The sequence below is a fragment of the Microbacterium sp. PM5 genome, assembly GCF_003293595.1.
Classification (GTDB): domain Bacteria; phylum Actinomycetota; class Actinomycetes; order Actinomycetales; family Microbacteriaceae; genus Microbacterium.
Genome location: NZ_CP022162.1, coordinates 2,223,581 through 2,243,399 on the forward strand (window position 1 = coordinate 2,223,581; position 19,819 = coordinate 2,243,399).

Consider the following 19,819-nt stretch of genomic DNA (forward strand, 5'->3'; position numbering starts at 1 on the left):
GATCGCGGTCAGGAACGGGGTCCGGCGTCTGCCGGGCCCCGTTCGTCGTCGGGGGTCGGCTGCGGACGCTCGAGCTGCAGGGCGACCTTGGTCTCGAGACGCTCGACGGCCTCGTCGGAGAGCGCCAGCAGACCGTCGACCTCCTCCCGCACCCGGCGATAGGCGACCTGACGCTCCGCCGGGGTCGCGGACTGGTCGAGCGCGACGGCCAGCAGCTGTTGCGCCGTGGCCAGACGCTTGCGCTCGGCATCGCTGAACTGGGAGTCACGCACGCGCCGGGCGTCACGCTCTGCGAGATCGAACGCGACCTCGTAATCGGTGACGGCGCCGCGGTACTCGGCGACCTGTTCCGCGCTGACCCGCGCATCCGCCGACGCCGGGCGCAGCCGGTCGGCGATCTTCTTGGCGCGCAGGAACGCGGCGGTCAGGGGCTGCCGCCCGTCGCTCATGGTGGGAAATGCGATCATGCGAGCGACGTCGAGCTCGTACTCCAGCCAGCGCGCGGTGACGTCGTCGTGCACCGCGAACAGTTTCTCGAGCTGGTCGGGCAGCGGTGACGGCTTCGTGATCGGTTGTGGTTCGCCGGCGCGGCTGACCCGTGTGGACGCGGTGACGGACTTCAGTTCGGCCTTCGCCCGCATGACCTCGAGCCGGCGCGCGTGACGGCGCTGCGCCAGCACGTCCCAGCGACGCACGACGCCGCCGGCGACGCCGAGAAGGGGAAACACCAGCCACCAGTAGCTGCCGGCGAAGGTCCAGAAGTGATCCACGGGCTTACCTTACGCGCGCGGGCGCGCGGGGACGGGCCACACGCGACGGCCGTCATCACCGTCGGCATCCGGACCGCCCGCGGCGCCGGCTCCGGTCGCCGTGCCCGAGGATGCCGTGGGGCGCGTCGCCGGCGACGTGCGCGCCGCCACCACGCGGGCCAGCGCTTCGGTGCCGCGCGCGAGCGCGGTCTGCGTCAGGCTGTGCGCGATGATCGTCCACTGGTCCCGCACCGGGGCACCGGTGCTCGCGGCATCCGGATCTCCGGGTTGGGGGCGTGCGGGTGCGTCACCCGCCGTGCGCGCCTGCCGCCAGGCCTCGGCCTCGGCCACGGCGAAGGCGCGCCCGGCTGCCGCCACCGCGTCGCGGTACGCGGTGAAGCGAGCGGGTGCGACACGGGCGTGCGCCGTGGCGGGGCGGTGCTGGCGCGCCACCTGATCGGCGGCGAGGAAGGCGGCGGTGGCGGGCTGGCGCGCATCGGTCATCGCCGGGAAGGCGATGAGCCGTGCCGGATCGGTCTCGTACGTCATCCACCGCGCGATGATCTCGTCGTGTGCGCTCATCACGCGCGCGAGTGGCAGGTGCGCGTCGTCTCCCACCGGCGGCAGTGCCGCACGAGCGGCCGACACGTGTGCACGCCGCGAGCGGGCCGTCGCGGCCGCCACGCGGACCTCGTCGGTGGCGCGATCCAGCTCCCGACGGGCCGCGGCGACCTCTGCCGCGCTCGCCCGACCGGTGGTGCGCTCAGCCTGCAGCCGATCGAGCTCTGCGCGCGCCACCCGCACCGCGGCACGGGCTGTCGCCGCATCGCGCTTCGCGGTGCGCAGCTCGAGTCGGGCCGCGTCCAGCTCGATGCGCCGGCGGCGCTCGCGCCGTTCGCGGCGCAGGCCGAGCCAGCCGAGGGTGCCGGTACCGATTGTCGCCGGTCCGATCCACCAGAACTCGGCGATTGTCGCCCAGAGCGGATCCACGCCCTCAGCCTAGCCAGGCCGCCTGGGAGCGCTCGCAGAGAGGGATGCCGCGGCATCCGCCCGGGTGAGCCGTGACGAACTCCGCAGATGGTGACGAACTCCGCACGTGCGCAGGCGTTGCGCTGCGGAGTACGTGCGTTCCTGCGGAGTTGGTGGCGTGGCTCAGCCGAAGAGCAACGCGAGCACCGTCGCGCCGCCGCCCACGAGGATGAGGGCGACGATCGTGACCCAGGCGATGATGCGGGTGCGGCGCGTGCGCGCCTCGTTCATGCCCTCGTACTCGTCCTGCTCGCTCATGCGGCTCAGCCTACGGGCTCGACCACCGTCGGCCCGAACGCGGCCGGCAGTGTCGCCTGCGACCGCGCGCGCAGCTCGGAGACGGTCAGGGTGAACACGTCCTGCACCTCCAGGGCGTTCTCGGCCGCGTCCGTTGCCGCGTCGGTGACGCCGATGCGCAGCACGGGGTAGCCCCGACCCTCGCACAGCCCGCGGAACTTCACGTCCTCCTCGCGCGGCACCGAGACGATGACGCGGCCGGTGGACTCGCTGAACAGGGCGGTTGCGGCATCCACACCGTCGCGCTCCATGATCTCTCGCAGCCAGACGCGGGCGCCGACGCCGAAGCGCGTCACCGCCTCGGCCAGGGCCTGGGCGAGCCCGCCCGACGAGAGGTCGTGGGCGCTGGAGACCAGCTCCTGCTGGGATGCCGCGTGGATGAGCTCCGCGAGACGCTTCTCCTGGGCGAGGTCGACCGCCGGCGGGCGTCCGCCGAGGTGGCCGTGCACGGTCTCTGCCCACGCCGAGCCGCTCAGCTCGGTGGCCGTGACGCCCAGCAGGTAGATGTTCTCGCCGGCATCCTGCCAGCCGCTCGGAATGCGACGGGCGACGTCGTCGATGATGCCCAGAACGCCGACGACCGGCGTCGGGAAGATCGGGGTGTCGCCGGTCTGGTTGTAGAAGCTGACGTTGCCGCCGGTGACCGGCACGCCCAGCTCGAGGCACGCGTCGGCGAGACCGTCGACGGCCTGACCGAACTGCCACATGACCTCGGGGTTCTCCGGGCTGCCGAAGTTGAGGCAGTCGGTGACGGCGGTGGGCACCGCACCCGTGACGGCGACGTTACGGTACGCCTCGGCGAGGGCCAGCTGCGCGCCCGCGTAGGGGTCGAGCTGGCAGAAGCGCCCGTTGCAGTCGGTGGCGATGGCGAAGCCGAGGCCGCTCTCCTCGTCGACGCGGATCATGCCGGCGTCGTCGGGGAAGCTGAGGGCGGTGTTTCCCATGACGTAGTAGTCGTACTGGTTGGTCACCCAGCTGGTGTCGGCGAGGTTCGGGCTGCCGAGCAGGTCGAGGAACTGCGCCTTCAGCGTCTCGGCGTCATCGGTACGGGGCAGGGCCGATGCCGAGTCGTCGCGCAGGGCGTCGATCCATGTCGGGTAGGCGACGGGGCGCTCGTAGACGGGGCCGTCGACGGCCACGGTCGAGGGGTCGACGTCGACGATCTGCTCGCCGTGCCAGAAGATCTGCAGCCGGCCGTCGCCGGTCACCTCGCCGAGGACGCTCGTCTCGACATCCCACTTGCCGGTGACGGCGAGGAACGCGTCGAGCTTCTCGGGCGCGACGATCGCCATCATGCGCTCCTGGCTCTCGCTCATGAGGATCTCCTCCGGCGTGAGCGTGGGGTCGCGCAGCAGCACGTTCTCGAGGTCGACGCGCATGCCCGAGCCGCCGTTGGCGGCCAGCTCGCTCGTCGCGCAGGAGATGCCCGCGGCGCCGAGGTCCTGGATCGCCTCGACGAGTTCGTCGCGGTAGAGCTCCAAGCAGCACTCGATGAGCACCTTCTCGGCGAACGGGTCGCCCACCTGCACCGCGGGACGCTTCGTGGGGCCGCCGTCGGCGAAGGTGTCGGAGGCGAGGATCGACGCGCCGCCGATGCCGTCGCCGCCGGTACGCGCTCCGAAGAGCACGACCTTGTTGCCGGCGCCGGTGGCGTTGGCGAGCTTGATGTCTTCGTGGCGCATGACGCCGACCGCGAGGGCGTTCACCAGCGGGTTGCCCTGGTAGACGGCGTCGAACACCGTCTCGCCGCCGATGTTCGGCAGGCCCAGGCAGTTCGCGTAGAAGCTGATGCCGCTGACGACGCCGTGCACGACGCGGGCGGTGTCGGGGTTGTCGATGGCGCCGAAGCGCAGCTGGTCCATGACGGCCACCGGGCGCGCACCCATCGAGATGATGTCGCGGACGATGCCGCCCACGCCGGTCGCCGCGCCCTGGAAGGGCTCGATGTAGCTGGGGTGGTTGTGGCTCTCGACCTTGAACGTGACAGCCCAGCCCTCGCCGACGTCCACGACGCCCGCATTCTGGCCCATGCCGACCATGAGGCGGGCCTTCATCTCCTCCGAGACCTTCTGGCCGAAGCGGCGCAGATAGATCTTCGACGACTTGTAGGAGCAGTGCTCGCTCCACATCACCGAGTACATCGCCAGCTCGCCGCTGGTGGGACGGCGGCCGAGGATCTCCTTGATCTGCGCGTACTCGTCGCTCTTGAGTCCGAGTGCCGCGTACGGCTGCTCCTTCTCCGGCGTCTGGACGGCGTTCTCGACAGTGTCTGCGACCTTGCTGTCGGATGCGGGGGTGCTCACGCGGCGGGACTCCAAGACTCGGGTGCCGGGGACGGCCTCAGTCTAGCCGGGCCGCCGTCGACCGGGCGGCCCCGAGCTCCGCCACCCGCGGTGAGATGGAGGAGGCCGGGACGGGCCCGGTCAGGCCTCGTCGTCGATCACGCCGATGCCCACGGCGTGATGGCTGGGTTCTTCCGCCTGCGGCAGCGTGGGTTCGATCGGGTTCGGGGCCAGCGGCTCGTCGGGGTTCGGGGCGAGCGGCTCGTCCGGGTGCGGCGCCAACGGCTCTTCGCCGGGATCCTTCTCCGTGCTCGGCTCGGTCAGCTCCTCGGTATCGGGCTCGGTCGCGGCGGGGGCGTCTTCGGTCCCGACGCCAGGCGTCGTGTCGGGGGATGTCTGCGGGGTGGTCATGTCGTCCTCCTTCGTCATGAACTCCACTGTTCGCTGCCGTCGGCGGCGACGCACGGGGGTTGACAGGAGGGGTCGTGGATGTCGTCGCCGCGACGTATCCTCGCCCTCATGACCGGACTCACTCCGTACCTCTCCTTCGACGGCACCGCACGCGACGCCCTCGAGTTCTACCGCGGGGTGTTCGGCGGCGAGCTCGTCCTCGCGACGTTCGGCGAGTTCGGGCGCGACGACGGGCCCGCCGACCGCATCGCGCACGGCATGCTGCAGGGGGTCGTCGAGCTCTTCGCCTCGGATGCCGCGAGCGGGGAGCCGACACTCGAACTCCGCGGCATCCTGTTCTCCCTGCTGGGCACCGCCGAGCCGGCCGTCTTGGAGGAGTGGTTCGCGGCGCTCGCCGACGGGGGCGATGTGCTCGACCCGCTCGCGTTGCGACCCTGGGGTGACCACGACGGTCAGGTGCGCGACCGGTTCGGGGTGACCTGGCTCATCGGCTACCAAGGATGACCGACCCGGTCGACCGGCTTCGCGCCCGCGCGGCGGAGCTCGACGCGTTGTGGGCCCGGCTGGACGCCGACGAGGCGTCGGTGCTCTCCGACCGTGCCGACGCGACGGCCGACGACGAGCACGATCCGGAAGGGTCGACCCTCTCCGGCGAGTGGCAGCGCATCGACGCACTGCGTCGTTCGGTGCAGGACGAGCGGGCCGAGGTCGCGGCCGCGCTTTCCCGCGTGGAGGCCGGCACGTACGGAACCTGCGTCGTCTGCGGCGGGCCCATCGCCGCGGGCCGGCTCGAGGCACGGCCGATGGCCACGACCTGCATCGCTTGCGCCGCCTGACGGCACAGCCGCGGGCGATTCGAGCCCCGACCCGCGGGGGCTCGAACTCCTCCCGGGTTCGAACTCCTCCATTCGGCGAGCTTGCGTCGGCGTGGAGCGCCCTGTCGCACAGGCATTGGATGCGGCGAAACGCCGATGCATGGCCATGACACCTCATGTCGGGACCCCGGCGGGATGACACTGAATGCAAAGGTGATGCCAGTGCAAGGGCCGGGCTTGGCCGGACTTTGTCGTGACACTTTCCTGACGCCGCCCACTGGTCGGACTCACCGTTGCACGGTCCAGACCTACCGCAAGGGGCGGTCATCGGCCCGACGGGGGCTCCAGTCCGCGACTCTCACTTGAGCGAAGCAACGAGTCGGAATCCCGAGCGTTTGAAGTGGTCCTCCTTCACGCGACGCACTGTGTCTCCCACTAACCGCTCGAGGATAGTCCGATGCGCCGCATCTTTCGGAAAGTTTGGTCGACCGCTCCCACCATCCGCCACCCTCGCGTAGTCTCCGCCGAGTGCGCGCAGGATCTTCTTGACCTGCTCCAGACCGATGTCGTTCCCCCAGTTAGCGGTGAGCACAAGGATCTGGCTAGAGCGCGCGCCAGCCGAGAGCAGCGCAAGGATGCGTGAAGTCTGAATACGCCAGCCCCCCCGAATCAGGGCGGTCGCGACTTCTCGTGCCTGTGTGGCTGTCGCCGAAGTGAGGTAGCTCTCGAGGGTGTGGATAACGGCTAGTCGCTCATCCTTGGAGACTTGCGTGCTCTGAATGAACTGCGGAAGCCACGCAACGGGAAGCACGTCCGGTGCCACGAATGTTTTGAAGTTCTTCGAGACCTTGATGGCTCGCTCCATGGACTCCCAGTCGGGCAAAAGCGTGGTGGTGAAGGATGCGTCGTCGTCCGGGAGGAGTTGCGCTTTGATGAGCCTCGCGACTAGATCGCCGCTTTCGCCTTCCACAAGTGTCGGGTCGAGGAGCCCGGTGTTCATCGAGAGGACCGTCTGCGTGCGGGCCAGTGTCGATGGGATGGCGTCACTTGCGGCGAGGATCGCGTACGCCACTTCGCAGCGGGCAGCGCGGCCCGCTGCTTGAGGGGTGACGATCCGTCGAGCTTTGAGCAGCGCTGCTAGTGACCCGTCGACTCCCGCGTAGGCGATGTACGCCTCCACATTGACGAAGGTTGGAAGTGTGCGTCGCGCCGCCGCGATAGCTGCCCAAGTTTCGCGCGGTACAGAAGCGAGATCGTCGATGCGCACATCCGGTGGGCAGGCGTCCAAGAGTGACCGCAGCGTTTCGTTGCCCGCTTCGCTGAAGTCGTTGAGGAGGTTGGTCGCTTGCGCCGAGTCTCCCGCGACGGCGAACGCGGCTGGCTTGACTTTGACGAGTTGGAGATAGTCGGAGATGTGTTGTGAGAGGTGTCGATACAACTGCTTGTGAGTACGACGGATGCCCGCGAGGACCACCTTGCCGCTCGGAACGATGGCGCGCACGTTCGCTTCGGTTACCGGGAACAGACCAAGTGACAGGGCTGCTTCGCGGGCGACGGGATTCAGCGGCGCGAGGTCGAAGATGGTTCCGCCTGCGGCGCCCACGAGCCTGAGTACAGTCGCCGCGCTCTTCGCGTCAGCGGGTTCGGTCAGCGCTGTCATCGAGCCGTAGTTGAGCTCGACAAGCCGCGCGAACGCGGCACTGCCGGTCACCGCCGGGCCGTTGACTGTCTGGAGCGCGGAGTTGACGATTCCGACCCGCTTGTCGGGTGGTACGGCCTCTGATGAGACGGCATACTCGACGCTTCCGGACCAACGCGGAGCGAGGTGGCCGAGTAACATGCCGGGCTCACGCCCTTGAGCCACATACGCGTCTAGGAACTCTCGTCGACCGTCACCCATCGAGGCGAGTTGCTCCGCGACTGTCGCGGCGGCTCCCGGGCGCTCAGAGAGTAGAAAGTCGACGATGTTGACGTTGAGAACGCTCTTATCGCTGAATAGGTCGGCATCATCCCTTCTATCGGCATGCTGCTCTCGGAGAATCTGCCGGGTTTCTTTTCGGCTCAGCGGAAAAGTCGTGTCGGGCTCTCCCGGTCCGATGCAGCGATAGATGTACTCACGCGCGTTTGCACTCAGGTGCTTGCCGTAGTACTTGGATATGTAGAGGGCGAAGTGCGATGTCAGGTACTCGTGACGCACCAGTTCTCGGGCAAGCTCGGAGGGGAGGGTCGCGCTCACTATCTGGGCGAAGTTGACCTCATCGCCTTCGTTGAGTGCCTCGAGACGCCTGAGTTCGTCGTCGGTGAACGAGAACAAGCTCTTGGGAAAGGTGATGTCAGCGCGTGCGTGGAGGTCGGCCCACGTGTGGTGCCGCAGGAAGCTGATTTCAGCCAGCAGGTCACTTTCCTCACGGGTAGTGGCTTCCGCGTCCGCTTTAGCCCAGTTAGACGGATCGACGTCTGCCCCGAGCATTCGAGCCAGAGCTTCCGCACTGAAGGTGAAGGTTGTTGCTGTGCTGCCCCCACGAGTCAGGGTCAGTTGGAGAGAATCCTCTTCGACGATCCTCGCCCAGGTTTCCGGGGAGTCGAGAGTTCCCTCTTCATCCTCAGCAAGGCTGAGGGCATAAGGGGCGGGTATCGCGGCGTCGAGGTCGTCACGTAGACGGAGAAGCCGCTCTCCCAGGTCAGCCGCCCGGTCATTTTGAGAGGAGAGCGCCTCGCGCGAGCGCAGGCCTGTAAGGGCTGTCGCCCTAGTCGCGATCCCGCTTCGAACCGCCGCCCGCCAGGCCACGTACAGGTGGTCCAGCGCGCTATCGCGATGGCGGATGCTCTCGTAGTCGGCGAGGTGGGTGTTCTTGAAGAGAACGATGGCGAACACGAGGTCGTCGGTAATGTCTGGAAGCGCCATGTCGGGAACGACAAGCTCGTTGCGGTAGATCTCAAACTCATTGCGAATGTTGTGGATGAGTCGCATGTCGGCCACGTGTCGCGCGGCCAAGCGGATCAGGCCAGGGTCGATCTTGTAGGCCTTGCTCTTCATCGCCGTGGACATCACGTCGCGAGCGTTGTCGGGGCTTACGAAGGGTACGACGGGGATGATGATGTCGAAGAATTTCGTCCGGCTGGCGCGCTTGAGCGCCTGTTTCGCGTGATCCGAGAGGGCGTGGGTGGGTTCCTCGGGCAGGTCAGACGAGCCGATCTCCTCGAAGACGCTGTCCCGGATGGCGTAGATGAACACGATGCGACGACCGATCTGGCCGGAGTTGTTGAGTAGACCGTTGAGGGAGCGGAGCGTGTCGAAAACCTGCACATCCTCGAACCTGTCCAAGTCCTCGATGACGACGATGTCCTTCTCCGTGGCCTCAAAGAAGTAGACGATCTCGTCAAGGTACGCGTCGAAGTAGGTATCAGATTGTTTGGTGAGGGTAACGGTGGTGATGGCCGCGTTCACTGATGCACTCATCAGCGGACGGACACGAAACGCGACAACGAGGGCCCAAGCCAGTCCGACGATGGTCACCGTCGCAACCACATATGCCAGGACATGCCGCCAGGTCTCGCCGAACCACGAAGTGATAAGCGGGTGGAGCGGCCCGAGCAGAAAGAGCACGGCAGCGACCAAAAGCCCAACTGCAACCGCGAGCCAGAACTCGCCTGCGCGCTTCGGGACAGTGGCGCGACGAAAACGAGACTGCGGTACCTTCCGTACCGGAGTGCGATACAGAAGCTGCTTGACGATCTCCTTCTGTATCTGGTTGACACGTGACGTCGGAGAGCCGTCGGCGGGCTCAGCAACCTGCGTTTCCCGATCACGGGGCGCGGCGGTCGATAGCGACAAGCCCACGATGCGGCCTGAATACTCCGCCGACTCGAGCAAGTGAGAAAGCACGCTGCTCTTGCCGGTCCCGTAAGCGCCCGTCAGAGCTACATTGCGGGTGTCCTTGTGAGCGATGGCTCGAACTAGCAGATCGAAGTAGACCTTGTGGCTTTCGGCGTCGAACTTCGGAGCGAGGCTCGTGAGTCGCAACGCCTCGCCGGTGTCCGCGCCGTCGTGGGCTGCCGGCGCGATGAGATTGTCGGACATGGGCACATCGTATTCAGATAGCTCGCTTCGACACCTACTCGGAGGAGCCGCCGCCGTCTTTGGCGCTGAACGGGAGCATGAGCACCGATGTCCCGGGGATCTCAACGAATCCGCTTTTGATCCAGTCAGCGCGGACGGCATCTCGCTTCGCCAGATCGAGGACGAGCTTTCCCGTCTCGTCTCGGGAGAGCTCGGCGGGCATCAGCGCGACGATGTCCTTGCGGAAGATGTGGGCGGCGCCACGCGCGAGCGCGAGGCTGTTTCCGGACCCGCGATGCTGCTCGGGGACACCGACGAAGTCCAAGATCACCAGGCTGGAGGCGAACACAGAGTCTTCGTCGACCCCCATGATGACGTCCTCATCGAGGAACGCTTCGCCGACTTGTTGCAGGTCGCCGGATACGGCATCCAGCGAATCCAGCCAGTCGTCGTCCCATCGGTTCACACGGAGGATGGCCGCGCGCGCGATCAGTTGTCTGTCGAGTGGACCGTGGTCATCCTCCGGGTCGGACAGCGCGAACAGCTGAGCGTTCCAGGCCTCGGCGGCTAGCTCGTGCGTCTCGCTGTCGATCGAGAGGTCCAACGCTCGCTGCGCGCCGATCACCGACTCGTTGCTCTCTACCGGGGCTCCCGGCGCCGAGGCTACCGGACGCTCGGTGCAACACCCGGTTTGTGGCAATGGGAATGTCGAGCCGCGAGCTCGCCTGAGTTCTGCCTGTCACCGCATCGCAGCCACGATTCGCGCGATCAACTCGCCGGCGAGTTCGTCGGCGCTGCTGGCGATGGCGTCTCCGCGCACCGTGTCTGAGATCGTCAACGGGAACACCGCCGAGCGGAGCATTCCCATCGACGCGGAGTTGCGGCCGCCCACAACCGCCGAGTCGCCGACTATCACCGCAATCAGCGGATCCACCCGAGCCGTGAACCCATAGCGCTCGGCAAGCGGCAGGTCGATGGTGGTGAGCGTCCGGAGCAGGCTCGCCAGACGCGGCTGGATGTGCTGCGGGTCCAGGACACTCCCGAGGGTGTCGTGAGGCAGGGTGATCCACGCGCTGCGCTGTCCCGACCGGGTGACGAGAAGGCCAGCCTCATCGCCACTCCGGTCTCGCTGACTCCTGGCGTGGGCGACTTCGGCGGTGTGGGCGTGGTCGACCGCGCCGCCATGCGTGAACAGTCCGCTGTCGCGCCCGACGGCCACCATCTCGAGCGCTACTGCCTCCAGCTGACTTACGGGGAGGGACTGCACCTCGGCCGGGACGAGCGTGATCTCGACAGTTGATGGGCCGGACCGCGACCAACCGTGCGGCAACGCCTCAGCCCGAGCTACCGAGCTGAGAGCCTTGACGGCTGGTGCCCAGTCCAGGTTCCGGGAGCGCGGCTGAGGCGCTGTGCTCCGATCCGAACCCGGAAACCGCGGCTCAGTCGCGGGCTTACTGCGGCCCGGTTCGACCCCGGCAATCAGGGCGGCTGCGGCATCCTCTGTCGACAGGTTGAGGAGGTTGATGTGAACGATCTGGTCGAGGAGGCCGCCTGTCTCCGTCGGCGCCACGAGTACAGGGAGGATCGTCCGGTTGATCCCCGTCGGATCCTTCGCGAATGCCGCGGCCCACTCGGGCTGCGTGAACCTGCTGGCCATGAAGTTCGGCGACAGAACGACGAGGGTGCGCTTTGCCGTGCCGGCAGCGCGGTCCATTTCCAGGACGAAGTTCGTGCCCGGGCGGAAGTCCCAAGCCTGAATGACCGTGCTGTACCCGACGCGTTCCAGCTGCCATGCGATCCACTCCGCCCACTCCTGGTCCTTGGAGGTGTAGCTGACGAAGAAGTCGGGTCCGTCGGCGGCGGGAGCGGTCATGACGTGATCCTCGCATGCCGCGTGGTCTCCGTCTGCCGGCGGCGAACACGGGCTTGCAACCGGGGTCGAACTGTCACGGTTGCAGGCATGACGACATTCACCTCGACCATCCCCTTCTCGACCACGTATGAGTGCCACCCCGACACCGACGTGGTGATCCCCATCACCAAGAGTGACCACAAACTCGCCGACGACCTCAAGCAGAACGCTCCGTCAGCCCGGTTCGACAGGCAGTCCGCCGTCGTCACGGTTCCTCTCTCGATGGCCGGATGGGCTGTTGCATACATGCAGCACTCGTACGGGCCTGGCGTACCTGAACTGGTCGGAGATGTCACCACGTCTTCACCAGCGCTCACTGCCCTGTATGCGGCGGCGAGGGTACTCGCGGATGCTAGCGCGCCCTCGGGCCTCGCCACACAGGCTGTCCGCTTTCAGGGAGCCGCCAAGGTGACGTTAGATCTCAACACCGACGATTCTTTCGCTCGCGTGATCTGGACGGGATCCCTCCACGTGACATGGGAAGACGTCGCCGCAACGGCCTGATGTGCTCGCTCGACGATGAGCCCGCCCGGCGAAGCGACCTCGTCTGCTGAGTCCGTCGAACTTCCCGCGCCGCTACGGCGTCACCTTCGCGCAGGCGGGCACGGGTCACCCCAGGCCCGCGAAGCCCGCAGTGCACTCGAAAACTTGGAGACGGTGTCGGGGTGGGTGACACAAGGTGTCATCCAAACCGTTGCTGGTATCACCTAAGGCTGCCAAGTGTCACGTGACCGCATTGCCGACAACACAGGTGTTGACACTCGGCATCCGCGGCTCTAACCTACAACCAAATGGTTGTACAAACTGAGTTGAGCGACGATGAGACCGACCGGCTGTTCCACGCCCTGGCGGCGGCGACGCGGCGCGACATCCTGCGCCGCACGATCGTCGACGAGCAGTCGGTCTCGGCGCTCGCCGCGGACTACGACATGTCGTTCGCCGCGGTGCAGAAGCACGTGGCCGTGCTGGAAGCGGCCGGCCTCGTCATCAAGCGCGCCGAGGGACGCGAGCGCCTCGTGCGCGCCGATCCGCGCATGATCGCGCGTGCCCGAGCGCTGCTCGCCCGCTACGAAGACCTCTGGCGCTCGCGGATCGACCGCCTCGACGCTCTGCTCGCTGAACCCCACGATCCCCGTCCCACGCAAGGAGACTGACATGCCCGTCACCGACATCACCACCGATCCCGAGAACCTCACGATGACCCTCGTCGCGGATGCCGCGGCACCCGTGTCCCGCCTCTGGGAGGCCTTCACGAACCCGCGTCAACTGGAGCGGTTCTGGGGTCCTCCCGGGTGGCCCGCCACGTTCACGGCGTTCGACCTCCGCCCCGGCGGTCGCGTCGACTACCGGATGACGAGCCCGCAGGGCCAGCGCTCCGCCGGATCGTGGGAGGTGCTGAACGTCGACCCCGGACGCAGCTTCGAAGTCCTCGACTCCTTCGTCGGCGACGATGGCGAGAAGCTCGACGGCTTCCCCTCGATGCGCATGGTCTTCTCGTTCGAGGCGACCGCCGACGGTTCGCGACTCACCAACACCACCTACTTCACCTCGCTCGAGGCGCTCGAGCAGGTCGTCGCGATGGGGGCGATCGAGGGTTCGCGTCTGGCGATGAGCCAGCTCGACGCCGTGCTGCAGGACCTCCGGGCGTACGCGCAGGGCAAGGGCACTCGCACCGAGCTGCTGACCGATCAGCACGTGCGGATCACCCGGCTCATCGAGGGTTCGCGCGAGCTCGTCTGGCGTGCCCACCACGAGCCGGAGCTGCTGCGTCAGTGGCTGCTCGGCCCCGACGGCTGGCAGATGGTCGAGTGCGAGGTCGGCGAGACCACCCGCTTCGTGTGGCAGCAGGGCGACGACGAGTCGACGCGATTCGGCTTCGAGAGCGAGCGGCTGCTCAGCGAGCCGATCTGGCGCGAGGTGTCGACGGAGCGCATGATCGGCACCCCGGGGCCGTCGACCGTGAACGACCTGCAGTTCTACGAGGAGGACGGCGCGACCCTGCTGACGCTGCTGATCGAGTACCCCGACAAGGAGACCCGCGACATGATCCTCGCGACGGGGATGACCGACGGCATGGAGGCGTCGTACGCGCGCCTGGAGGCGGTCGTCGCGGGCTGAGTCGCGGGTCAGTCGCCGAGCACGAGTCGGTAGCCCATGCCCTGCTCGGTGAGCAGATGCTGGGGATGCGCCGGATCGCGCTCGAGCTTCTTGCGCAGCTGCGACATGTAGAGGCGCAGATAACCCGAGTCGGCCACCTGGTCGGTTCCCCAGATGTCTCTCAGCAGGTTCTGCCGGGTCACGAGCGTGCCGGGGTTGCGGGCGAGGAACTCGAGCATCCGCCATTCCGTCGGCGTCAGGTGCACGACCTCGCCGCCGCGGACGACCCGGGTGGCGGCGAGGTCGACCTCCACATCGCCGAAGCGCACGACAGGCGTGTCCACGGATGCCGCCACGCCCCGCCGACGTGCGAGGGCGCGCAGGCGTGCGAGCAGCTCGTCGATCTGGAACGGCTTCGTGACGTAGTCGTCGGCGCCGGCATCCAGTGCTTCGACCTTGTCGGCCGAGCCCGTGCGTCCGGACACGACGAGGATCGGCACGTCGGTCCACCCGCGCAGCGCGTGGATCACCTCGATGCCGTCCAGGCGCGGCATGCCGAGATCCAGCATGACGACGTCGGGGCGCGCCTGGGCCGCCGTGGCGATCGCGGCGGCGCCGTCGGGCGCGGCGATGACGTCGTAGCCGTGCGCGGCGAGGGTGATCCGCAGCGCCCGCACGAGCTGCGGATCGTCGTCGGCGACCAGGATCTTCACGACCTCATCCTCCCGCTTCGGCGACCGAGGGCGCGGCGAGAGTGGATGCCGCGGCATCCACCGGCAGCGAGACCACCATCGTCAGCCCCCCGCCGGGCGTGGTCTCGGGCGTCAGCGTGCCGCCCATGCCCTCGGTGAAGCCCTTCGACAGGGCGAGCCCGAGCCCCAGCCCGGTGGTGTTGTCGGTGTCGCCGAGCCGCTGGAAGGGAGCGAAGATGTCGTCCTGGCGGTCGGCGCTGACGCCCGGGCCGTGGTCGACGATCCGCAGCTCGACGGTCGAGCCGAGCCGGCTGGATGCGATGCGCACGCGCGTGCCGGGCGGCGCGTAGCGGCGCGCATTGGCGAGGACGTTGACGATGACCCGCTGCAGCAGCACGGGGTCGGCGCGCACCGCAGGAACGGTCGGATCGAGCGCGAGTTCGACGACGTCGGGTCCGATGCCCAGCTCGTCGAGGGCTTCGAGAACTGCCCCCGCGAGATCGACGGGGGAGAGCGAGACGGCGAGCACCCCCGCTTGCACGCGGCTCACATCGAGCAGGTCGGTGACCAGCGCCGCGAGCGCGGCGAGCGACTCGTCCGCGGTTTCGACGAGCTCGTCGCGGTCGGCTGCGGTGAGCGAGGGCCCCGCGGCACGCAGGCCGCCGACGGCGGCGATGGCGGCCGCGAGCGGCCGGCGCAGATCGTGGCTGACCGCCGACAGCAACGCCGTGCGCACCTGGTCGGTCGCGGCCAGGGCGTCGGCGGTGCGGGCCGTCTGCGTGAGCTCGCTGTGCTCGAGGGCCGCGGCGAGTTGCGCGGTGATGACGTCGAGGAGGCGTCGTTCGGGGCCGCCGACGTCGCCGCCGTGCAGCTCCAGCGTGGCCCGAGGGCCGCCCGCGGCATCCGTGCCGACGGGCACCACGACCGCCCGGCCGTCGCGCACCGGCTCGCCGTCGGTCGCCAGCACCTGCTGCGTCGATCCGTCTCCGGCCAGCAGGCGCGCCCCGCTCACGCCGAACGCTTCCCGCGTGCGACTGACCAAGGCCGGAACGGCGCTCTCGCCCCGCAGCACGCTGCCCGACACCGTCGCCAGCAACTCCGACTCCGCAGCGGCGCGCCGTGCCCGGCGGGTACGACGCGCGGCCTGGTCGACGATCCAGCTCACCAGGATCGCGATCACGACGTACAGCACGAGCGCCAGCGCGTGCAGCGGGTTGTCGATCGTGACCGTGAAACGCGGATGGATGAAGAGGAAGTCCAGCGTCAACCCCGACAGCACCGCCGCGAACAGCGCCGGCCAGATCCCGCCGATCAACGCGACGACGACCACGAGCAGTTGGTAGGAGAGCACGTCGGAGGTGATCGTCTCTTCGTTCGCGGTCGCGAACAGCAGCCACGACAGCAGCGGCCCGCCGGTGAGAGCGACCACCAGCCCCAGGATGCGCCGCCGCCAGCCCAGCGCCCCTCCGGTCAGCCGCGGCAGGTGCAGGTTTCCGCCTGCGGCGGCGTGGGTCACGATGTGCACGTCGATGTCGCCCGACTCGCGGATGACCGTGGCCCCGATGCCCGGACCGGTGAAGGCCGCGCCGAGCCGGCTGCGACGACTGGCGCCCAGCACGAGCTGGGTCGCGTTGACCGACCGGGCGAACTCGACCAGCGTCCGCGGCACGTCCTCGCCGATCACCTGGTGGTAGCTGCCGCCGAGCGACTCGACGAGTGCGCGCTGGGCCGCGAGGGCACCGGGGGCGGCCGCACGCAGCCCCTCCTGCGTCGTCACGTGCACCGCGAGCAGCTCGCCCCCGGCGGCACGCGCGGCGATGCGCGCTCCGCGCTGCAGGAGCGTGTCGCCCTCCGGGCCGCCGGTGAGGGCGACGACGACCCGCTCGCGCGCCTGCCACGCCCCGCGGATGCCGTGCTCCTCGCGGTAGCTCTGCAGCGCGCTGTCGACCTCGTCGGCGAGCCACAGGAGGGCGAGTTCGCGCAGGGCCGTGAGGTTTCCGAGGCGGAAGTAGTTCGACAGGGCCGCGTCGATGCGCTCGGCGGGGTAGACGGCGCCGGCGGCGAGCCGGTCGCGCAGCGACTGCGGGGCGAGGTCGACGACCTCGATCTGGTCGGCGGCGCGAACCACGGCATCCGGCACCGTCTCGCGCTGAGTGACCCCGGTGATCTGCGCGACCACGCCGCCCAGCGAGGCGATGTGCTGGACGTTGACGGTCGTGATCACGTCGATGCCGGCGGCCAGCAGCTCCTCGACGTCCTGCCATCGCTTCTCGTTGCGGGAGCCGGGTGCGTTGGTGTGGGCGAGCTCGTCGACGAGCGCGATCTCGGGATGCCGATCCAGCAGGCCGTCGAGGTCGAGCTCGTCGAGGTCGACCTCGCGATGGCGCAGACGCCGGCGTCCGAGCGTGGGCAGGCCCTCCGCGCGGGCCGAGGTGGCCGCGCGGCCGTGGGTCTCGACGATGCCGACGACCACGTCGCGCCCGTCGGCGAGCAGACGGTGTCCCTCGGACAGCATCTCGTAGGTCTTGCCGACGCCCGGCGCCGCTCCGAGCAGCACGCGCAGTCTGCCCCGCTTCATGCGTTCACCCTAGTTCTCCCGCCGCCGCGCAGCCGCCCCGAACGACGTGCAAGCGATGCCGGCGGACGCGCCGCGTCGCACGTCACCGCAGCCATCGTCACCGCGTGGCGGCGTCGAGGGCGAGGTTCAGCTCGAGCACGTTCACGCGGGGCTCGCCCAGGAAGCCGAGGTCGCGCGAGCTCGTGTGCTGATCGACGAGCGCCGAGACCACCGCCGGGTCGAGGCCGCGCGCCGCGGCGATGCGGGCCACCTGTAGCTTCGCGTACGCCGGCGAGATGTGCGGGTCGAGTCCCGATCCGGATGCCGTGACGGCATCGGCGGGGATCTCGTCCACCGCGACACCGTCCGCCGCGGCGATCGCGGCCTGGCGCTCGCCGATCGCGGTCACGAGGTCGCTGTTCTCCGGGCCGAGGTTCGACCCGCTCGACGCCGCGCCGTCGTATCCGCTGCCCGCGGCCGATGGCCGCGACTGGAAGTACTGGGGGAGGGCTGCCCCGTCGGCATCCGTGAAGGACTGGCCGATCAGCGCGCTGCCGACGACCTGACCGCCGGCGTCGCGCACGAGCGAACCGTTGGCCTGCGCGGGCAGGACCACCTGGCCGACGCCCGTGATGACGGCGGTGTAGGCGATGCCGAGGACGACCGTGGCGAGCAGCATCGCGCGGGCGGCGACGCCGAGATGGCGGAGGGAAGTGCGGGTGGACATGACGATGCCTTTCGAAGAGACCGGTCAGAAGCCCGGGAGAAGGCTCACGACGAGGTCGATGAGCTTGATGCCGACGAAGGGGGCGATGACTCCGCCCAGTCCGTAGACGAGGAGGTTGCGCCCGAGGATCTGCGAGGCGCTCGCCGGCCGGTAGGCGACGCCCTTCAGCGCCAGCGGGATCAGCACCACGATGATGATCGCGTTGAAGATGATGGCGCTCGTGACCGCCGACGCGGGCGAGTGCAGCTGCATGAGGTTCAGCGCGGCGAGTCCCGGGAAGACGCCCATGAACATCGCCGGGATGATCGCGAAGTACTTCGCGATGTCGTTGGCGAGGGAGAACGTCGTCAGTGCTCCTCGGGTGATGAGCAGCTGCTTGCCGATGCGGACGATGTCGATGAGCTTGGTCGGGTCGCTGTCGAGGTCGACCATGTTGCCGGCCTCTTTCGCGGCCGACGTGCCCGTGTTCATTGCGACGCCGACGTCGGCCTGCGCGAGCGCGGGGGCGTCGTTGGTGCCGTCGCCGGTCATCGCAACGAGGGCACCACCGGCCTGTTCGCGCTGGATGAGCGCCAGCTTGTCCTCCGGGGTGGCCTCGGCGAGGAAGTCGTCGACGCCCGCCTCGGCGGCGATCGCCCGCGCCGTCAGGGGGTTGTCGCCCGTGATCATCACGGTGCGGATGCCCATCGCCCGCAGCTGCGTGAACCGCTCGGCGAGGCCCTCCTTGACGACGTCCTTCAGGTGCACAACGCCGAGCACGCGCGCCCCTACGGCATCCTGAACGGCCACCACCAGCGGCGTGCCGCCCGACTGCGACACGGACTCGATGTCCGAGGTCAGCTGCGTGCGCACGGAGGCCGACACCGGACGGGTCTGCTCCATCCAGGCGAGCACGGCGCTGCCGGCGCCCTTGCGGATGACGGTGCCGTCGGCGAGATCCAGACCGCTCATGCGGGTCTGGGCGGTGAACGGGACGGCGACGGCATCCGCCGGGGCGGAGACCTCGACGCCGCGCGCGCTGGCGAGCTCGACGATCGACACCCCTTCGGGGGTGGGGTCGGCCAGCGACGACAAGGCGGCGGTGCGGGCGAGTTCGGTCTCCTCCACCCCGGTCAGCGGCAGGAAGGCGCTCGCGCGACGGTTGCCGTAGGTGATCGTGCCGGTCTTGTCGAGCAGCAGCGTCGTGACGTCGCCGGCGGCTTCGACCGCGCGGCCCGACATGGCCAGCACGTTGTGCTGCACGAGACGGTCCATGCCGGCGATGCCGATCGCCGACAGCAGCGCACCGATCGTCGTGGGGATGAGGCAGACGAGCAGCGCCACGAGCACGGGGATGCTGACCGGGCTCGCCGCGTACGAGGCGATCGGGTTGAGGGTCAGCACGACGACGACGAACACGATCGACAGGCTTGCCAGCAGGATGCCGAGGGCGATCTCGTTGGGGGTGCGCTGACGGTTCGCGCCCTCGACGAGAGCGATCATGCGGTCGACGAAGGTCTGACCGGGCGTGGACGTGATGCGCACGACGACGCGGTCGCTGAGCACCCGCGTGCCGCCGGTGACGGCGCTGCGGTCGCCGCCGGATTCGCGCACGACGGGGGCCGATTCGCCGGTGATGGCCGATTCGTCGACGGTCGCGATGCCCCAGATGACGTCGCCGTCGCCGGGGATGAGCTCGCCGGCCGACACGACCACGACGTCGTCCAGGGTCAGCTCCGACGAGGCCACGTCTTCGGTCGCGGCGGTGGTGGCCGCGGCATCCGCGGCGCCGTCGTAGCCGCGTACGCGGTGCGCGACCGTGGCGGTGCGGGTCGTGCGCAGGGCCTGCGCCTGCGCCTTGCCGCGGCCTTCGGCGACCGACTCGGCGAGGTTCGCGAACAGCACCGTCAGCCAGAGCCACACGGCGATGCCCCACGTGAAGCCGCCCGGCACCGGGGTGCCGCCCGAGCTCTGCGGGCCGCCGAGGAAGGGCTCGGCGATCGCGATCGCGGTGGTGAGGGCCGCGCCCACCCACACGAGGAACATCACGGGGCTGCGCCAGAGCTCCGCGGGGTTGAGCTTGCGCAGCGCCCCCGGAAGGGCCTCGATCAGCTGGCTCCAGCCGAAGGCGCGGCGGGTCGGAGCGGGCGAGGACGCACGGTCGTCACCGGTGGGTTGCGGACGGTCGAGGACCGGAGCGGACGTGTTCATT

General features: G+C 68.9%; 17 protein-coding genes. 5 read left to right on the top strand and 12 right to left on the bottom strand.

Annotation, left to right across the window (positions count from 1 at the left end; all coding sequences use genetic code 11):
- Positions 1–8 precede the first annotated feature (8 nt).
- The 5 genes from CEP17_RS10755 to CEP17_RS10770 all read right to left on the bottom strand — a co-directional run bounded on the left by CEP17_RS10755 (position 9) and on the right by CEP17_RS10770 (position 4,768).
- Entirely contained in the window at positions 9–770 is a 762-nt protein-coding gene (locus tag CEP17_RS10755) for a hypothetical protein (protein ID WP_112932226.1), read from the bottom strand.
- A 9-nt stretch (positions 771–779) separates the two neighbouring features.
- Positions 780–1,739 carry a hypothetical protein gene (locus CEP17_RS10760; protein ID WP_112932227.1) on the bottom strand — a complete coding sequence of 320 codons (960 nt, stop codon included), beginning with the start codon at positions 1,737–1,739 and terminating at the stop codon, positions 780–782.
- Between the two features lie 162 nt (positions 1,740–1,901).
- Positions 1,902–2,036 (bottom strand): hypothetical protein, encoded by a 135-nt coding sequence (locus tag CEP17_RS15340; RefSeq protein WP_259457186.1) that lies wholly within the window; start codon positions 2,034–2,036, stop codon positions 1,902–1,904.
- Positions 2,037–2,041: 5 nt separating this feature from the next.
- Positions 2,042–4,378 (bottom strand): phosphoribosylformylglycinamidine synthase subunit PurL, encoded by a 2,337-nt coding sequence (purL, locus tag CEP17_RS10765; protein ID WP_112932228.1) that lies wholly within the window; start codon positions 4,376–4,378, stop codon positions 2,042–2,044.
- Between the two features lie 120 nt (positions 4,379–4,498).
- Positions 4,499–4,768, bottom strand: coding sequence for a hypothetical protein (locus tag CEP17_RS10770; RefSeq protein WP_061681242.1), 270 nt, complete (start codon positions 4,766–4,768; stop codon positions 4,499–4,501).
- A gap of 108 nt (positions 4,769–4,876) precedes the next feature.
- Between CEP17_RS10770 and CEP17_RS10775 the strand changes: the two genes are divergently transcribed.
- Together CEP17_RS10775 and CEP17_RS10780 are read left to right on the top strand one after the other, a co-directional pair.
- Complete coding sequence (locus tag CEP17_RS10775) at positions 4,877–5,272, top strand: VOC family protein (protein ID WP_112932952.1); 396 nt, start codon at positions 4,877–4,879, stop codon at positions 5,270–5,272.
- Positions 5,269–5,604: a TraR/DksA C4-type zinc finger protein gene (locus tag CEP17_RS10780; RefSeq protein WP_112932229.1), complete on the top strand. Its 336-nt coding sequence runs from the start codon at positions 5,269–5,271 to the stop codon at positions 5,602–5,604. The genes CEP17_RS10775 and CEP17_RS10780 overlap by 4 nt, the downstream gene beginning before the upstream one ends.
- A gap of 337 nt (positions 5,605–5,941) precedes the next feature.
- Here CEP17_RS10780 and CEP17_RS10785 read toward each other — a convergent pair whose 3' ends face one another.
- From CEP17_RS10785 to CEP17_RS10795, 3 genes are all read right to left on the bottom strand, one after another.
- On the bottom strand, positions 5,942–9,664 hold the full coding sequence (locus CEP17_RS10785; RefSeq protein WP_112932230.1) for a hypothetical protein: 3,723 nt from the start codon (positions 9,662–9,664) through the stop codon (positions 5,942–5,944).
- A 34-nt stretch (positions 9,665–9,698) separates the two neighbouring features.
- Positions 9,699–10,268 (bottom strand): hypothetical protein, encoded by a 570-nt coding sequence (locus CEP17_RS10790; RefSeq protein ID WP_112932231.1) that lies wholly within the window; start codon positions 10,266–10,268, stop codon positions 9,699–9,701.
- A gap of 114 nt (positions 10,269–10,382) precedes the next feature.
- Complete coding sequence (locus CEP17_RS10795) at positions 10,383–11,516, bottom strand: toll/interleukin-1 receptor domain-containing protein (RefSeq protein ID WP_112932232.1); 1,134 nt, start codon at positions 11,514–11,516, stop codon at positions 10,383–10,385.
- Between the two features lie 87 nt (positions 11,517–11,603).
- Here CEP17_RS10795 and CEP17_RS10800 point away from each other — a divergent pair, with 87 nt between their 5' ends.
- The 3 genes from CEP17_RS10800 (at position 11,604) to CEP17_RS10810 (ending at position 13,673) form a co-directional block, all read left to right on the top strand.
- Positions 11,604–12,059 carry a hypothetical protein gene (locus tag CEP17_RS10800; RefSeq protein WP_112932233.1) on the top strand — a complete coding sequence of 152 codons (456 nt, stop codon included), beginning with the start codon at positions 11,604–11,606 and terminating at the stop codon, positions 12,057–12,059.
- Positions 12,060–12,346: 287 nt separating this feature from the next.
- Positions 12,347–12,709 carry a helix-turn-helix domain-containing protein gene (locus tag CEP17_RS10805; RefSeq protein WP_036319301.1) on the top strand — a complete coding sequence of 121 codons (363 nt, stop codon included), beginning with the start codon at positions 12,347–12,349 and terminating at the stop codon, positions 12,707–12,709.
- 1 nt (position 12,710) lies between these two features.
- Complete coding sequence (locus CEP17_RS10810; RefSeq protein WP_036319298.1) at positions 12,711–13,673, top strand: SRPBCC family protein; 963 nt, start codon at positions 12,711–12,713, stop codon at positions 13,671–13,673.
- Between the two features lie 8 nt (positions 13,674–13,681).
- Here CEP17_RS10810 and CEP17_RS10815 read toward each other — a convergent pair whose 3' ends face one another.
- The 4 genes from CEP17_RS10815 to kdpB form a co-directional block, all read right to left on the bottom strand.
- Positions 13,682–14,365, bottom strand: a complete 684-nt coding sequence (locus tag CEP17_RS10815; RefSeq protein WP_112932234.1) for a response regulator — start codon at positions 14,363–14,365, stop codon at positions 13,682–13,684.
- 4 nt (positions 14,366–14,369) lie between these two features.
- The gene (locus CEP17_RS10820) at positions 14,370–16,922 is read right to left on the bottom strand and encodes a DUF4118 domain-containing protein (protein ID WP_112932235.1); all 2,553 of its coding nucleotides are present in this window, start codon (positions 16,920–16,922) and stop codon (positions 14,370–14,372) included.
- Positions 16,923–17,019: 97 nt separating this feature from the next.
- A complete protein-coding gene (gene kdpC / locus CEP17_RS10825) occupies positions 17,020–17,628 on the bottom strand; it encodes a potassium-transporting ATPase subunit KdpC (RefSeq protein WP_112932236.1) in 609 nt (202 codons plus the stop codon).
- A gap of 24 nt (positions 17,629–17,652) precedes the next feature.
- Positions 17,653–19,818 carry a potassium-transporting ATPase subunit KdpB gene (gene kdpB / locus CEP17_RS10830; RefSeq protein ID WP_112932237.1) on the bottom strand — a complete coding sequence of 722 codons (2,166 nt, stop codon included), beginning with the start codon at positions 19,816–19,818 and terminating at the stop codon, positions 17,653–17,655.
- Position 19,819: the final 1 nt, after the last annotated feature.